We start from the raw sequence: 17253 nt of genomic DNA, 5'->3' as shown, positions 1-17253 counted from the left end.
ACCATATATTTCTCTCCCCTCGGAGAGTATGTCGGCTAATTATGGGGAATTTTCAACTGCTGATATTAGGTATTTTACAATTGATGTTCACAATCCAAAAGCTCCCTTTTATTCGAATACTAGCTGCAATAGTGATGGCAAAAAAGATCGCAATAAGGAGATAAATAATAATTAAAAACACCTTAAATATAATAAAAATACTATGGACAGGATACGTTTTAATCAGATCAATTATCATTTGTGGATTTCCATACATCGATAGGTATACATAGCCATGAATGACCGTAATGAGGCCAAGACCCAATAAACATATGCATCCCATCAGGATAGGCGATAGAATGGACTTTAACGTATGCACCGGTAATAATTTGCGATGATAAGCTTTAAGATTATAACTATAGGTGCGAATTGTCGTTGTAAACAGCATTACGCCAGCAATAACATAAGCAAGTATGCTTAGTGTCAGTTTTATTTCAACATATTTAACAAACAACATCAACGATATCTGTAGAAGAAGGAGTACGGCAAAAATACCTAATAACTTGGTACCATTTCGTTTAAAGTCGTATTTCAACAAATTCATCATTCTGCAAACACCTCTTTAAACATGTCATCTACACTTTTCCCATTTTTAATCCGCATATTCTCTACATCTTCCTGCATAACCACTTCTCCATTACGTATAAAAATGACCTCATCGAAGATTCGTTCAATATCACGGACAAGGTGAGTAGAGATAATAACACTGCTATCTTCATTGTAATACTCAACAATAGCATCTAATATTTTGCCACGTGCGACGGGGTCCACTCCCCCAATCGGCTCATCAAGTAAATACAGACTAGCAGCACGTGATAAAGCCAGTGTTAATTGTAGCCTCTCACTCATACCCTTCGATAGTATCCCTACACGATCTACTTCGTTCAATTTCATGAATTGAAGCATCTCACGCGCCTTGGTTATATCAAAATCCTCATAGAAGTCCTGATAGAAGCTAAGGGCGTCGCGTACTTTCATCCAAGGCTCTGTCAAAGGACGATCTGGCATAAAAGAAACGACTCCTTTACTTCTCTGTCCTACGGGCAGACCCACAATAGATACGACTCCAGAAGTAGGTTGAACGAGACCTGCGACAATCTTCATCAACGTACTCTTACCGCTCCCATTGCTTCCGAGTAGGCCTACAATCTTCCCTGGCTTTATCTCCATTGTTACATTCTTCAAAGCATGTTTAGATCCGTATTTTTTATTTATCCCATTTAGCTGCAGCAGACTATCCACGATCCATTCCCTCCTTATTCTGACTCTCCTCATTCTTCGTTACCGCATCAGCTACGATGGATACAATATCGTGATCCTCAAAACCAAGCTCCTGCATTCCATTAATAAAGTGACTCAGCAACTCTCCTGCCATTTCCTTCTTAATCATCATGATTTTAGATTCCTCACTTGTCACGAATCTCCCCAGTCCACGCTTAGTCTCGACAATTCCTTCTCGCTCGAGCTCTTGGAGCGCTCTCTGAACAGTATTCGGATTAATTTGTAATTCAGCTGCTAGTTCACGAACCGAAGGGATTTTGTCCCCGGCTTGGAGTATTCCTGTTACGATCTGTCTTTTAATATGATTCATGATCTGTAAATAGATAGGTAGATTATTATCGAATTCAATGCTCACAATGTCGTAGCCTCCTCTCTTCTTTCATCGTATTGCTGTGTTAGTTAAATAGTACACTAGGACTATTGAATTGTAAATCCTAATTATTCCAGGAAGATATGAATACCGTCACTTCACTGGATTTATGCCGATCTAGACAGAAAGAGACCCGCAGCAACGAGCTACGGGTCTAGAAAATATATATTATTAGGGGTTAAGGTATATTATAAGCTTGTTTCATTAAGATACGATGAAGATTAGATTTCAGTTTCATTACAAATCATTACAACTGTGACAGTAATGATTTCTCGTCTTTCATGCTATAATGGCTCTGCATGATGCAGAATATCGCTTTAAGACAACTAGGTGAGATAAGTATCCTAAGGAGAAGATTGACTTGGAAATTAAATTATCAGATTATACAACCCACGATATTATTAACGTCTGCCTGCTTGCAGGAAAAATAATGCTCCAGAGTGGAGCAGAAACGTATCGTGTCGAAGATACCATGACCCGCATAGCGTCCTCCTTTGGACTTCCATACTCGCACAGTTTCGTCACTCCAACCGGAATTTTATTCCAAGCAAATGATTCGGAATCAGCTAAGATGATCCGCATTGTCGAACGCACAACCGATCTCCAAAAGGTAGTAACCGCTAACGGTATTTCAAGACAGCTAACCTCAGGTGAAATTTCAATACAAAAAGCACATGAATTGCTTAAACAGGTAGATGTAGGAACTCATGCCTTTCCGATATGGTTTCAGATTATAGCAGCCTCGATAGCAAGCGGTTGCTTTGCAATTATGTTCCAAGGTGGATGGAAAGACTTTGTCCCTGCTATTCTTTGCGGAGGATTAGGCTATTCGGCTATAATATATTTTCATCGCTTAGTAAAGGTTAAATTTTTTGCTGAATTAGTGGGTTCATTCCTAATTGGCGTTCTCTCACTCCTCTTGATTAACATAGGATTCGGTCAATCACTCGACAAAATTATTATCGGTTCCGTCATGCCACTTGTTCCGGGACTTCTAATTACCAATGCCGTCCGTGATTTAATGGCAGGCCATCTTGTATCAGGATTATCACGTGGAGCAGAAGCATTCCTGACAGCTTTTGCAATTGGTACAGGTATCGCCGTTGTTCTCACTATTTTTTAATTTGAAAGAGGTCTTCTCGTCATGATTGAACAGTTAGCGACTAGTTTCATTGCTTCCGCAGCTTTTAGTATTCTCTTTAATACACCCAAAAAATCTCTCATCCAGTGTGGACTTGTAGGCATGCTCAGCTGGATCGTCTACTACACTCTTATTCAAAACCATGTAGACAGTGTATTCTCAACGCTAACAGCAACGATCATCGTAGGTGTAATCAGCCAGCTATTTGCGAAGCTATATAAAATGCCTGTCATTATTTTCAGCGTATCAGGTATCATTCCTTTAGTGCCCGGTGGTCTCGCTTATGATGCTATGCGTAGGTTCGTAGAAAAAGATTACACCATTGCCGTGGAATTAGCTGCTCAGGCTTTTCTCATCTCAGGGTCAGTTGCCGTTGGCTTAGTATTATCGGAAGTACTCAACCAAATGGTACGAAAAAAACGTTAAACAGACTCTGCACAGGCCAATACACATAACCGAAAATACGTAATGATCGCTCTGAAATCGCTGTCTTTTGACAACATATGTTCTTAGCCTGAATATTTATTCGGATATGATAATAGAGAGCGGCTACGCAGAATGATACCCTTCTGTGTAGCCGCTCTCTATTATTCTTCTACAATTATTAGATTAATCCATAAGGTAAACACAAAGGCTGACCTGTACGTGGATCATAGATAATATCACTTTTCACTCCATATACATCTTCCAGAATTTCTGATCTCATAACCTCAAGAGGAGTTCCTGTCTTAATAACAGCCCCTTTCTTAATTGCGACAATATGCTGTGCATACCGACTAGCATGGTTCAGGTCATGCACGACCATCACAATCGTTCTTTTCTGCTCAGCATTCAGCTTCTGTAGTAAACTCAACACTTCTAGTTGATGCGCCATATCTAGGAATGTCGTAGGTTCATCTAGGAATAGAATATCCGTTTCTTGTGCAAGCGCCATTGCAATCCATGCACGTTGTCGTTGTCCACCAGATAATTGATCCACAGCGCGCTCGGTAAACTCCCCTACCCCAGTCATTTCAATTGCCCAGGCAATAACTTCTCTATCCTTCGCAGTTAGGGATGCTCCCATTCCTTTCCGATGTGGAAAGCGGCCATACTGAACCAACTCATAAACAGTAAGACCTTCCGGTGCCGTTGGATTCTGGGGAAGAATAGCCAATTGTTTAGCTACGTCTTGTGTTTTTTGCTCATGAATGGACTTGCCATCTAAATATACTACACCGCTCTTTGGCTTCATTAGCCGAGCAATCGTTTTAAGTATCGTAGACTTACCTGAACCATTCGCGCCTACAAGAGCCGTAATTTTCCCAGTAGGAATGTCTAAATGCAACTGATTCACAATCAGATGTTGATCATAAGCTATGTCTAACGCTTCTGTTACTATCATACTTTGCACTTCCTCTCGGTTATTCACGTATGGATTCATTAAGTAGCTATTATGGTTAGCGCACTATATATCGCGCTTATGTATTTATTAGATATTGATAATCATTATCATTAATTATCTTAGCAGGTGAACATGATTGTGTCCATCATTAAAATATGAACATTTATAGATAATCGTTTAATAATTCTTTAAGTACGTGCTCAACTTCTCTAAACAACATCTATACCCTCTTAATTGTACATAGATATCAGGTGATTTTAATAGAATGTACAAGATATTTAGCATTTCCTAACATATTGTAATTCCGAGGAGGTGATTATTATGACAATCCAATTTCTAGATTTAAGAATATCGAATCAAGCTAGTACAGATGCAACTCCTGTTATAATCCCTTTAGCAGCTACTCCCCATGTTTTCGGAGATATTGGTATTCAGACCGCAGGCGTTTTACCAGCAAATCAGGATAACGTCCGTGTGCTCTTGTCTGGATATGTTAAAACGGAAAACAATCCACTCTTTAATACGAATACGATTAACGTTCGTAGAAACGGAACCATCATTTTCACAACAACTTTTGGCGTTGCTATCAGCAGAGAAAATGAAGCCTTTGGTTTTTCAGCAGTAGATGTTCCACCTGCAGCAGATGTCGCAACAGGGCAGGTCCAGTATACAGCTGAAATCTACACAAATGCAGCTTCAACAGATACATTTAATAACATTCAGGCAAGAAACTTTAGTGGGGTTGCAGGAGCAGGTAACTTCACAGGTTAAGAATCCAACTTTCTAGTGAATAGTAGTAGAATAAACAAAACCAGTCAAACACTTATGTTCGTGTTTGACTGGTTTTTGCCTTCGAATACCCACCTACGATAAATGACTCTCCAGTTTAAGATTCCTAGGTTGCATCAGATAAGTTCCTGTAATCTGGTTAGCCTGAAGAACAATGGCGTATTCGCCCGCTTCAGGAAATTCCAGCTCTCCGATATCAAAGCGTTGGAATATATAGGGTCCTCCGGTTGATTGAACCTCAGCATGAAGTGTCTGCGTTGTCGTTCTCACCATGTAGGAGCCTCCTCCCCCATCTTCGCCTTCGCCACAGCCATACTCGATACTCACACGGAATCTTCCCGGGGACGATGTCCGAATATGCCAGACTGCAGTCTCTCGTTCATCGCACCAATCTAACAAATTGTCTCGATTTATTTTACCTGTGTCATAACGTAAAGACGGGCCTGTAATTTCACTTTCGAACACGCCCAACACGTTAGATACACCCTCTCCAGATAGAAGGAGACTGGTCGAATTGCCTTCTACAGTGCCACAGCAAGCAATAGCAATGACGAATGGTTTAATTTCTGAATCTTCAGATGGATGAGATAATGAAGGAAGAACAATCTGAATGTCCTGATCTGAGACAACTTCATAAGCCATATCCATGCCACTTGCAAGCTCGTAGACCCGTTCTATACGAGTCTTCAGCCCAGGCACGATTAACTTACCATCCTGCGGCATGTCAAATACATGCAGATAGAGCGTATCTCCCTTTAACGTGCATCTTCCCCATGAAGGCCTGGCAGTCGGCGCTGAGCCGGCACCATAGATGCTGTCCCCATTGATATTTAGCCAACGGCCAACTTCCAGCAGAATTGATTCGGACTTTGGATCCCATTCCCCATTTCCGGTTGGGCCGATATTGATTGCCGTATTTCCACTTTTACTTACAACATCAATAATTTGCCGGATGATCGATACGGGAGACTTCCAGTTGGTGTCAGACTTTTTATAGCCCCATGAGTCGTTTAAAGTAATAATATTCTCCCAATCCCTGCGCAGTGTACGTGTCTCCAGTTGATTATCTGACGTATTGGCGTAATCACCCAATGGACTTTTCCACACCCTGCTATTAACTAGGCAATCAGGTTGGAGGCCATATACGTTTGATAGGAACTGGTCACCCTGTTCACGGGTTAGCTTACCACCACAGTCGAACCACATCAGTCCAACCTTTCCGTAATCCGTGAGTAATTCACGCACCTGCGGAATCGATTTGCTGTGTAGATAATGTTCGAAGCGTGTACGTTTGTCTGAATCATTGACCCAAGTATCCACTTCATCATAAGCGCCGATATTCCCTGGATAATCCCATGTATTCCCCTGTGAGTCCGGATCATGCCAATCCATTGCATGAGAATAATAGATACCTAGTACCATTCCCTCTTGCTGACATGCTTCTTCTAGCTCTTTCAGCGGGTCCCGTCCGAACGCGGTCTGCATGACGATGGAGTAGTCAGATACTTTCGAGTTATACATAGCGAAGCCATCATGATGTTTAGCTGTAAAAATAATATATTTCATGCCCGCAAGTTTAGCAGTACGAACCCATTTGATAGCATCAAAGGCCACCGGGTTAAAGCTTTCTGTCATTTCCTCATATTCTGCTATGGGAATACGGGAGCGAAGCATAATATGCTCACTATAAGAAGCCTTCACTTCCTCTCCCTTCCACTCACCTGCCAGCATGGAATATGGGCCCCAATGGATAAATAAGCCCAGCCGTGCGTCGCGCCACCAAGCCATGCGGCGCTCCTGTTGACTATCTTCTTCAGAAGTATCATCTTCCGTGAGAGAGTGATATGGATCATCTAATAGATTCTCTATCTCTGGTTCCACTTGCTCTGATTGTTGTTTATTCATCATTGTTTGCTCCTTGCTCCTTGTATAGCATTATGCTACCACAACCGCAGCTTAGCACCACGTAGCATAGCAACCGCCTCAACGAAGAAGTAATCACCATAGATTAACGGTGTATTTACATGTACACCACCTGGTAAATTGGAAGTACCCGACAGAATAAGCCCTTCCTCCTGATCTAGATTCCACGTGCTGTAGTTGTCATGTAGTGAACGTATAATCCGTTCTGCAGCATTCATATATAAATGCGACTCCCGGTCTGGAACGACCTGAGCTAGTTCAATAAGTCCACATGCCGCACAAGCCCCGGCAGACGTATCTCGTGGCGTATCCTCTTCCCGAGGCGCTCTAAAGTCCCAATGAGGTACATCATCTTCTGGTAGATTGGCAAGGAAGAAATGGGCTGCCCTCTTGGCACCGATCAAGAAACGTTCTTCTCCTGTATAGCGATAGGAAAGCATAAGCCCATAGATCGTCCAAGCACTTCCCCTCGCCCAGGCCGACTCTTCCGCGTGTCCCTGTCCTGACATCGCACCAATGCGTTCACCTGTCTCAGGATCGAACTGCACGATATGATAACTAGAGCCGTCGGGGCGGAGAAAATACTCCAGTACCGTATCGGCATGTGCCGTTGCCACATGCCGGAATCGCGGATCACTCGTTGTTTCTGATGCCCAGTAGAGTAGAGGTAAATTCATGATGGTGTCTATGATTGACCACCCCGCCCGGTTGACCTGTTTCTGATCATGCCAAGCACGAATATATCTCCCTTTTATATTAAAACGGCTTGATAGCTGGGATGCTGCCATCAACCCCCGCTGCTTGGAACGTTCATTTCCAGTTACCCTATAATTTGCAACAGCCGAGAGTGTCCAGATAAACCCAGCGTCATGATGTACAGTCAGCGCATTCAGAGGTTCATCCAGTCTCTCCTCGCACTGCTCGGCAATATGTTGTAGATTCTCATGACCTCCGTCTGCCGCGATATGCCACAGAATTCCTGGCCAGAACCCTGCAGTCCACCAAGATGGACGCATATTATCGTAGATTCCATTAACAGAAGCATGTGGAAAGCTTACCCCGATTCGTTTGCTGGTACACTCTACTTTATTCAGGATGTGTGCCCATACTCCCTCTGCCCAGACCTTAGTGGAATCGCTAATTTCAGCACCTGATGGTATTTGATGTTCAATCGTCTCTCTCATTTTTTCTCCTCCTAAGCATATTGATATTCACCTTCATATAAAAAGCTATTTACTCAAAGGAATAACCATATTCCAGGTATTCTCCGCATTTTGGAATCCTCCGGGTCCATCCGACACCGCAGCAAATAAGTGTGTAGGAACGCCTTCCTGAAATAATAGAAAGGGTCTCTCGAAATTCCCCATCCACTGCTGTGAACCGTCCTCCCAACGAACAAGTCGCGAATATGCTTTGGGAGACTCTGCAAACTTCCAATCCGTGCCACTGTGTGAGTAAGCTTGAATTCCACCCTGCTTCTCCCCGCATAACTTCCCATCCATATCTTTCGCGATCAGGGCATAACCATCCTGAGTCCTCCAAATAAATGGATCCTCGATATGGAACTGCTCTGGAGTGAAGAGCGGCTGGTCACTAATAACTTCGTAAGGTGCATCATATCGCTGTGCCTCAGCTGCTCCAATGGTCATCTGACCATGGGTATTACCTTCGTATTTCCGAGCCTTATATACAAGCAGAACCGATCCATCCTTCCGGATGCAAGGCGCCGGGTTTGAGGTCAGGAAGCTATCAAATTTGCCAGGGCGTGGTGACAGAATAGGCGCATCTAGTCGTTTCCACGGTCCAAACACGCTATCCGCCACCATCAGACCTATACGCTTATTCGCTCTTGCAGAGATACAACGGCAGTCCTCCATCTCCACCGACTCACCGTGTTCAGGCTCCGCAAACGGATGAGTTGAGCCCATATAATAAAGTAAATACTTACCTTCATGGTGGATGATATGAGGATTATGAGTGCTTCTACCATCCCAATATTCTGCGCCTCTTGCAGGCAGAACAGTCTCCTCATACGTATAGGGTCCTTCTGGCGTATCAGACACGGCCCGAACAACTTCCGATCTTAGTAACCATCCGGGATGCATTGGAAGCCACTTAGGCCATCTAGAAGCGAACATGTGAAAGCGCCCGTCCTCCCCGAGGACAACCGATCCGCACCATACCCACCACCCCTCCATCCTAAATCCTCCGGCCAAAGGGGCGGGAAGCATGTGGTCTATTAGCGAAAATACCATTTTCCCACTCCATCCTTTTATGCTATAACTATTCCTCTTAAATTAAGCGGAAATCACCAAGCTATTCAAGCACGCCATATCGCTTAGCTGCGCTACCATACAGCCAGTCGGCCGCGAGATTCAATGCTTGCTCTCTGTCGATCCATCCACTACGGATTTGTTCATCAAGAAATTTAGCAAGTAGGCGCTTCACGACAACCAGCTTGCCGTATGTCCATTCAATGCAACGCGCATCTGAGACAATCAGCGAGCTCTTTATCGGTGCAATAGCCTCAAGTCGGTACTGCATACTCTGCATATAAGTACTTGCCCGGAAGTTGTACCACCACATACCGCCAACATGAACGTTAGCAAAGTTCCATGCAGCCTGGACCACATCCAGATTGTTAATCTCAGAAGCCACCACTAATTCAAAGGGAATGGAATAGCTTTCGAACAAACCATATAATCTAACAATCCGTAGCGCATCGTTCACCGGCGCTGCCGATGTGTTACCCCATCTGCGCTCCACACCTAGGAATAGCTGCAAGAACATTCCCCGTTTCTCCAGCCCCCTGCACACCTCATGCAAAAGCATCATCATGATCTCATCAGATTTTGAATCATCGCTCAGCTCATGATCCGTATGGGCTGCCGCTTCATAATGGGGGAGCGTGGTCATGATCCCGCGGCAGCCCATATCCTCATAGGACTGCAAATGATCATAAATCGTCTGCTTCGCCTGATCTAACGTCTCCTGACGATTTGAGGACATATGAATATCTGTAATAAGTCCTGGCAACCAGCTGTCTATTCGCGGAAATAGAAGTGCATTATATTTCATGCCTTCAAAGACAGCGTGTTCCGGCCGATTCACTACGAAACGCCGGATATTCAACCGATCGGCTACGTTTTGTGCCCAGCCAAGTGTAGTGCTATTCTTCCTAACGGCTTCATCTGCCTGTCGAATGGAGGACTCATCCGTGATATCTATGTTATATAGATCCTTCATAATCGCCGTAAAAGCAATGTTCATCATCGTATTGCGCGAGGAACGGTAGGCATGTAAAAAGGCTACTATCCGATCCTTCTCCGGGAGTGTGTCTGCATCAGCAGGATACCCCGCTGTTTGAAGTTCACGGTTAAACCAGAAGTAATCCGCGATTTCCCAAAAGTCTACGGCGCACAGCTTATCTCCTATAAGATGCGTATGCGTATCTATAACTTCAAGGCCCATAATTTCATCATGTATTGATGTATGGTTCACTTAAATCCTCTCCTTTGAAGACAAGAATAGTAAGGCTAAGAGTCTATCCGATGAATACAAACCCAGTACGATTTATTCCGCACTCCTACTATGAATCATTCCTGTGTCATCCATACCGGATTCACCCCTTTTAAACAGCAGGAAGCCTTTCTCTCGAAAGGACTTCCTGTATCAACCCCCTATTTACGGCTCTGCTGTTCAATAATTCCTTCTTTGTTTTTGTAACGCTCAGTGGCTTCCTTAACGATGTCATTTCCGCCTTTTTCCTTGTATTCTTCAATGACTTTTGGGAAATCAGATATCGGTTCTTTACCATAAATCATCTTGATCATATGGTCTACGACCAACTTCGGTGCCTGATCAGGACGCTTAGAAGCCAAATCTGGATATTGTCCAAATGCCTCAAGCTCGGGTATGAAACCTATCCCCCCCACGCCTTCTTTAGTCAGTGTATCATCTAGCGCATTCAGTAAGTCTTGTCCTCCAGGGAGAAGCTCTGTCCGTTCACGGTTAACCGTCGCGTCACCTACCCACAGAAGCAGACCACGGTAAGACTGCTCATCCTCCGCAGCCTTCCCTTCAGGAAGCTTATAGTCAACCTTTCCGTCTTTTACAGTGTAATTCTCGCCTTCGATACCGAAGCTGTAAAATCTCTTAGCTTCTTCTGTCTGCATCCACTCGAAAAACTTGATAATACCGATTGCCTTTTCCTTGCTAACCTTGCTGTTGATATACATAGAGGTGTTGACAGAGCTATATAGTCCGTAACCCTTTTGACCGTTGTCACCTGACGGTGATGGAATAATCTCCACCTTAGCTTCAGGTAGCGAAGCTGCAAACTTGCTCTGATATGTCAGCAATCCATTTGCATTGGCTGTCCATATCCCGGCGTTACCTGCCTCGATACTTTCACCGTATTGAGGTGCCTGAATTGTGCTGAATTCCTTTTGGATCAGATCTTCATCAAACATAGTCTTATAGACGGTGAGCGCTTTCTCCATATTCTCGGAATTGAAGAATTTAGGTACAATTTGACCGTCTTGTTCCATAAACTGATATCCTAGCGCGTCATAAGCACCGAAGACGATATCCGCATATTTAAAGTTCTCACGCATTTGGTAAGGTGCTTTCACTCCCATTTCTTTGAAAGCACGTAGCACATCTAGGAATTCGTCCATTGTTTTAGGGACCGGTAGTCCTGTTTTCTCCAACAGATCTGTTCTAATAAAAGTGGCACGACGAGAAGGATTGCTAAGCCAAGTGGGAACACCGTATATTTTCCCTTTGTAACTTACTTCAGCCCATGCTTCTTTAGGAACCGCTTTCATTAAATTCGGAGCATACTCGTTAAGTAGGTCGTCCAATGGCATGAATACATCAGCTTCAATCGAACCTGCCATGGATTTATCTGTAGCACCACCAACATTCTGAACCACATCCGGGATATCTCCCCCAGCGAACATAACAACCATTTTGGAGTCAAAATCCTTCAGTGGAATCATCTTGATGTCCATATCGATATTTGCTCTTTTCTCCACTTCCTTGATCCATTTATCGTTATTGATATCCTTGGCACTTTCTGCATAACCGTTTCCACTTGTAGTTAGGGAGATGCTAAACTTCAGCGGCTGCGGCCCACCTGTTGCATCCGAGGTATTGTCGGATTGGTTATTGCTTGAACATCCTACGACCCCACCTGTTAAGAGTGTTGCTACCAGCATCAGACTAACCCATTTTTTCATTTCAATTTCCCCCTCTTTCAGCAAAAAGATGTTCTTTTTACCGCTGTCCTCATCATAAGGCTTAGCATGCGAGCTTCCTATGGGGTGGATTATTGTCGTTATGTGTTTTTTTAGGATTTACATTTTCGGCTCAAAACCAAAATTAGCGGTTGACAATAAAATGTAGTGGAACAGTGTTCCGTTTAGGAAGATGTTACCCTCACTGTTAAAGGAAGATTTCTTGAATTAGATTGAACCATGTAGAAATCCTCCTTTAAAGGTGAACGCTCCGCTTGTCCACATTCCTCCCCAACTCCTCTGAGGTCTGCTCTCGATGAATACGGCCAGAAACCGCTGTCTATTTGCATGCGAATACCAGCCGATCTCACCGTGTTTGTTGTAAAATGCGAAACGAACAGTGAGATTAATAGCGCAAAAGCAGCCCATCCTCTGACGAGGAATGAGCTGCCTTTTTAGTTTTCCAATCACTTTTACCTTCCAAGGGTAGCCTTTACTCCTGAATCTGGCATCCACATAACAAACCGAGTTCCCCGATCGGGACTGCTCTCGACAGTAACACCATAATCCTCACCGAATACCAGCTGAATACGGCGGTGGACATTCGGAACACCTATTCCGCCACTGGTACTCCCCTCATTCTCATCAGCTAGCCGATTTTCACTCAGCTTCGCGCGTAGCTCTTCAAGTCTTTCCGGAGGCATACCACAACCGTTATCTTCGATACTAACCCAGAAGGAATCGCCATCCTCACCTGCATCAATGATAATCGAATGATGATCTTCAACACCCTGCCGAAAACCATGCTGAAATATATTTTCTACAAGCGGCTGCAGTGTGAGACGGACCATTTTACGGAGCAACAACTCAGGCCGGACACGCACGTCAATCTCAAACGGCTTTCCAATGCGATGATTAATGATAACCATGAATAACATCACATGCTTTAACTCATTCGCCACCGTAATTTCTTCCAGATTAGTTCGGACAGAGTAATGTAACATATACGAAAGTGCACCCACAATTTCCGTAATTTCATCTGAATCTTGAATGACAGCATAACATACGACAGTTTCAAGCGTATTATAAAGAAAATGCGGATTGATCTGTAGCTGCAAAGACTGAAACTCCGCCTTCTGGCGCTCAGCCTTCATTTCTTTATTTTTCAGCTCTGTCTGATACACGGTATCTACCAGCTCAGAGAGCCGATGAACCATCAGATTATAACGTATCATCAGCTCTGCAATTTCATCGAGGTGCTTAGGTAAGGGAATAAACTCCCAGTTCCCCTTTTCTGTCTGGCTCATCCCCTTCATGAGCGCTCGGATGGGCGTTGTAATTGATTTACTGAAACGGTTAGCAAAGAGAAGGGCCGTCAAAAAGGTCAGTATAGCCACAATAATAATCGAGGTGCGGATCGTCTTTACTGGTTTGAGAAGCTGACTGTAGGGAATGGAAATGACCAAGTTCCACCCTGAATAATTTGCTTGACGGCTAATATATACCCGCTTCTCTCCTTCGGACGAACTTCGGAACAGCGATGTACCCGCTTGGACAATCTCCTGGTTAAGGTTCTTTGGAACAACAGTCCCTACTTTGCTCTGATCATTGTGATATTGAATACGTCCCTCATCGTCCACAATGAAAAAGTAGCCACCCTTGCCTAAATCAATCCCTTCCCAGAGCGTAGACAGTTCCTCAGCCTTCACCTCGATTCCAACAAACCCCTTCATCTCCGAAGCACGAAGACCACGGATACGCCGGATCAGCGTCAGCATCGGAGTTTTATCACGAAGGATACTATAATTCATAATCGTTAGTCTTCCCGTTTCATCTGTATGTTTCTTGAAATAATCAATCTGCTTGGATGTCTGCGAGGGAGTAAATGACGGCTCAGATCCACCGTTATAGTAATACAGGGCATTTCCACTATAACCCATAATATATAGGGTCTCGATCTCAGGGTTCCGAATCCATACGGGTTCTACAATACGATCTCGAATGTCAGTCATTAACCGATAATTTTCATACTCTTCCCGGTCAATGGGCAGATCTATATACTGTTTAACCTTCATATCGGTTAGAAGAGCAACCATCGAACGCTGGTAGGAGGATAAATACAGATTCGTGTGATGTACAGCATTGTTCACAATCTGAACCATCTGTTCTTTGGCACTTCTCTCCAGTTGCTTGGCTGAAATGGTATAGAAGGCGACCCCCACCGCAGAAAGGGAGAGCAGAATGACGATTAGAAAGGACAAGAACAGCTTAAGCTGCAATCGAATTCTCATCACTCAATGCCGAACGAAGCTCTGTATTCCGAAGGCGACACACCAACGAAATTTTTGAACGTCTTCGTGAAGTGGGGATAATCTTCATAACCTACCTGAAAAGCAATGTCTGTGATCGTGAGCGTAGGCACTGCAAGCATCTTCCGGGCCGCTTCCATTCGCTTCTTGATGCGGTAATGCACGAAAGTCTCTCCCGTTGTTTTTTTGAATAGGGCGCTGAAGTATGTCCGTGCAAGACCTACTCTTTTGGCCACATCCCCTAAGGTAACATCTTCAGACAGGTGCAGATCAATGAACGCCTTAGCTTCTTCCATAGGATCTTTGAAATTCCCTCTACGGGTGAACTGCAGCTCCTCGCCAATCTTGTCAATCAGCTTCATAAAAGCCGCCAGTACCTCCTTCTTCGTGTTCGTTGCACCGTATTCATTCAGACAACTGACCTGCGGCTTCCAGCCTCTCTGAGACAATCTGCCAACAATCATATCCAGGCAGTCTGAAAGCACCGCTTCCATACCTATGACATGGAGGCCACAGAACAAGCCGGAACGTTCTCCCTCCTCCAGCAATCGGATCGTCTCGTCTTTCTGAAGTAGCCAAATACTCTGCTCCAGCTTTTCTGCCCAGTCCACATACTTATGCACGGGAACGATATTGTCCCTCATATTCGTAATTAGTTCGTTCAGCACGTCATGAACATCCTGCTGGGTTACTGGTTTCAGCAAATACCGTTTGACACCGCAAGTCATTGCCCGTTGTGCATATTGAAAGTCATCATACCCGGAGATTACAACGACCTGAACATGCCCGAACTCGCGATGAATCCGCTCACACAATTCTAGACCGTCCATCCGCTTCATACGCAAATCCGTTAACACCAGATGTGGCTCTAAATTTCTAATCGTTTCAAGGGCTGTCTCTCCATCGTCCGCCGTATAAATCGCAGAAAAGGATACAGGATAGCGCTGCACCATTTTGACCAATCCCTTTTGAATCACAGGCTCGTCTTCCACAATCAGCACTCGCATTGGATATAAACCCCTTTCTATCAGATAAACATAGAGTTATGGTATCAGTGGTCTACCTACTTGCAAGGTTCTAGCGGCTTTCCTGGATGATCACACCCTTGTTCGTACGATATCTTGACGTTGCTTCCTGAATAATGGCATCTCCACCCCGATCCTTGTATTCTTGAATGACTTTGGGCCAATCCGAGATGGGCTCTATGCCATAAATCATCTTAACCATATGATCGATAATCAGTTTAGGTGGTTGATCTGGACGTTGTGAAGCCAGATCAGGATACAGACTGAATGATTCTAGTTCCGGGACAAAGATGATACTGCCCAATCCTTCTCTAGACAGGGTTACATCTAAGGCCTTCAACATATCCCCTCCACCCGGAAGAAGCTTGGTCCTGGCCCTGTTAATCGTTAAGTCATGGGATAACCACAGGAGTTCGCGGAAGTTCTGCTCGTCCTGCTCTTTCTGGGTCTCAGGGAACTTGTACTGAATCACATCATCATGTGTGGTGTAGGTATCACCAGATATGCCGAATGTATGGAACCGTTGTGCTTCATTACTAACCATCCAGTCAAAAAATTTCAAAATACCGATGGCTTTCTCACGTGATACATTTTTGTTGATATAGAATGAATTGATGACCGAACTGTAAAGCCCGTATCCCTTCTTCTTGTCCGGCCCTTGAGGAGAAGCAATAATATCAACCCTTGCACCCGGAACGGAAGTCTTCACTTTGGTTCGGAAATCCAGAAGCCCCGCCGCATTCGCTGTCCAGCTACCGGCCTCGCCCTCATTAATACTATGCGTATACTCCGTTGAACGGATTACAGCAAAATTGTCGGGAATAAGCCCTTCATTTAGCATCGTCTTGTAAATATTCAGTGCCTTCATCATACGTTCTTCGTTGAAGAATTTAGGAACTACCTCTTCATTCCTAACCTCATACTGGTATCCGAGCACATCGTAAGCGCCGAATATAACATCAGCATATTTGAAATCCTCACGCATCTGATAAGGATTCTCTACACCTAACTTCTTGAATTCCCTCAGCATATTCAGAAATTCATCAACGGTTTTCGGTATAGGCAGGCCTGTGGCCTCCAGCAGATCGGACCGGATATATGTTGCACGCCGTGATGAATTACCTAACCAAGCTGGAATTCCATACACATGTCCTTCGTAGCTTGTTTCCTTCCACGCATCCTCCGGTACCATTTCCCACAGATTGGGGGCATGGATTTGAATTAAATCATCCAAAGGCATGAATAATCCAGCTTGTACAGATCCCGACATGGCCGCTGCACTGGCTCCGCCTACCATCTGCACCACATCGGGATAGGAATCTCCAGCTAACAGAATCGGCATCCTTTTATCAAAATCCTTTAGCGGAATAAGCGTGATTTGGAGGTTAGTGTTTGTTAGCGCTTCCAACTCTTTGACCCATTTATTCTCCCCGATGTCGGATAGATCTGCAGCATATGAATTGGCACCGTTTGTCATTGCAATCGAAAATGTCAAATCCCCTGACTGGGCACCCCTATCGGCCTCATATTCAGGGGAAAATACAGGAATGACCGATGATTTGGACATCCCCACAATCAAACAACATATGAAGGTAACGACTGTGGTCAGAATGAGATGGAGCCACCTTTTCAAGCCGCCTCCCCCTTCCTAAGTTCACTGTAGTCACCTAGAAAAAGATGAACTATACCATGATGACTTTCTCTATATTACCATAATCGCAATTATGAAAGCGCCTTCTATACCTAAAACAG

At 44.2% G+C, this 17253-nt stretch carries 15 protein-coding genes; 3 read left to right on the top strand and 12 right to left on the bottom strand.

Going from position 1 to position 17253, the window contains the following annotated elements:
- Positions 1-52: 52 nt before the first annotated feature.
- The 3 genes from J2T13_RS13440 to J2T13_RS13430 are packed head-to-tail and all read right to left on the bottom strand — an operon-like array spanning position 53 to position 1675.
- A complete protein-coding gene (locus J2T13_RS13440; RefSeq protein WP_429372018.1) occupies positions 53-586 on the bottom strand; it encodes a hypothetical protein in 534 nt (177 codons plus the stop codon).
- Positions 583-1281 (bottom strand): ABC transporter ATP-binding protein, encoded by a 699-nt coding sequence (locus tag J2T13_RS13435; protein ID WP_429372016.1) that lies wholly within the window; start codon positions 1279-1281, stop codon positions 583-585. The genes J2T13_RS13440 and J2T13_RS13435 overlap by 4 nt, the downstream gene beginning before the upstream one ends.
- Positions 1274-1675 (bottom strand): GntR family transcriptional regulator, encoded by a 402-nt coding sequence (locus tag J2T13_RS13430; RefSeq protein ID WP_429372014.1) that lies wholly within the window; start codon positions 1673-1675, stop codon positions 1274-1276. The genes J2T13_RS13435 and J2T13_RS13430 overlap by 8 nt, the downstream gene beginning before the upstream one ends.
- A gap of 376 nt (positions 1676-2051) precedes the next feature.
- On the opposite strand from J2T13_RS13430, the gene J2T13_RS13425 reads away from it, so the two are divergent.
- Together J2T13_RS13425 and J2T13_RS13420 are read left to right on the top strand one after the other, a co-directional pair.
- Positions 2052-2813, top strand: a complete 762-nt coding sequence (locus J2T13_RS13425; RefSeq protein WP_429372012.1) for a threonine/serine exporter family protein — start codon at positions 2052-2054, stop codon at positions 2811-2813.
- Positions 2814-2834: 21 nt separating this feature from the next.
- A complete protein-coding gene (locus J2T13_RS13420) occupies positions 2835-3257 on the top strand; it encodes a threonine/serine exporter family protein (RefSeq protein WP_429372010.1) in 423 nt (140 codons plus the stop codon).
- A gap of 178 nt (positions 3258-3435) precedes the next feature.
- Here J2T13_RS13420 and J2T13_RS13415 read toward each other — a convergent pair whose 3' ends face one another.
- Positions 3436-4215, bottom strand: a complete 780-nt coding sequence (locus J2T13_RS13415; RefSeq protein ID WP_429372008.1) for an ABC transporter ATP-binding protein — start codon at positions 4213-4215, stop codon at positions 3436-3438.
- Positions 4216-4536: 321 nt separating this feature from the next.
- On the opposite strand from J2T13_RS13415, the gene J2T13_RS13410 reads away from it, so the two are divergent.
- Positions 4537-4986, top strand: coding sequence for a hypothetical protein (locus J2T13_RS13410; protein ID WP_429372006.1), 450 nt, complete (start codon positions 4537-4539; stop codon positions 4984-4986).
- A 93-nt stretch (positions 4987-5079) separates the two neighbouring features.
- On the opposite strand, the gene J2T13_RS13405 is transcribed toward J2T13_RS13410, so the two are convergent.
- The 8 genes from J2T13_RS13405 to J2T13_RS13370 form a co-directional block, all read right to left on the bottom strand.
- On the bottom strand, positions 5080-6912 hold the full coding sequence (locus J2T13_RS13405; protein ID WP_429372004.1) for an alpha-L-fucosidase: 1833 nt from the start codon (positions 6910-6912) through the stop codon (positions 5080-5082).
- A 32-nt stretch (positions 6913-6944) separates the two neighbouring features.
- Positions 6945-8111: a glycoside hydrolase family 88 protein gene (locus tag J2T13_RS13400; protein ID WP_429372002.1), complete on the bottom strand. Its 1167-nt coding sequence runs from the start codon at positions 8109-8111 to the stop codon at positions 6945-6947.
- Between the two features lie 45 nt (positions 8112-8156).
- The gene (locus J2T13_RS13395; RefSeq protein ID WP_429372000.1) at positions 8157-9125 is read right to left on the bottom strand and encodes a glycoside hydrolase family protein; all 969 of its coding nucleotides are present in this window, start codon (positions 9123-9125) and stop codon (positions 8157-8159) included.
- A gap of 118 nt (positions 9126-9243) precedes the next feature.
- The gene (locus tag J2T13_RS13390; protein ID WP_429371998.1) at positions 9244-10428 is read right to left on the bottom strand and encodes a glucuronate isomerase; all 1185 of its coding nucleotides are present in this window, start codon (positions 10426-10428) and stop codon (positions 9244-9246) included.
- Between the two features lie 179 nt (positions 10429-10607).
- Positions 10608-12170 carry an extracellular solute-binding protein gene (locus J2T13_RS13385; RefSeq protein WP_429371996.1) on the bottom strand — a complete coding sequence of 521 codons (1563 nt, stop codon included), beginning with the start codon at positions 12168-12170 and terminating at the stop codon, positions 10608-10610.
- A 470-nt stretch (positions 12171-12640) separates the two neighbouring features.
- A complete protein-coding gene (locus J2T13_RS13380) occupies positions 12641-14458 on the bottom strand; it encodes a cache domain-containing sensor histidine kinase (RefSeq protein ID WP_429371994.1) in 1818 nt (605 codons plus the stop codon).
- Positions 14458-15483, bottom strand: a complete 1026-nt coding sequence (locus J2T13_RS13375) for a response regulator transcription factor (protein WP_429371992.1) — start codon at positions 15481-15483, stop codon at positions 14458-14460. The genes J2T13_RS13380 and J2T13_RS13375 overlap by 1 nt, the downstream gene beginning before the upstream one ends.
- 70 nt (positions 15484-15553) lie before the next feature.
- Positions 15554-17134, bottom strand: coding sequence for an extracellular solute-binding protein (locus J2T13_RS13370; RefSeq protein WP_429371990.1), 1581 nt, complete (start codon positions 17132-17134; stop codon positions 15554-15556).
- Between the last annotated feature and the right edge of the window lie 119 nt (positions 17135-17253).

The sequence above is a fragment of the Paenibacillus sp. DS2015 genome, assembly GCF_050433705.1.
Classification (GTDB): Bacteria; Bacillota; Bacilli; order Paenibacillales; family Paenibacillaceae; genus Paenibacillus_AQ.
Note: the sequence above shows the minus strand (reverse complement) of the source record. Positions and strands in the feature narration are given on the sequence as shown.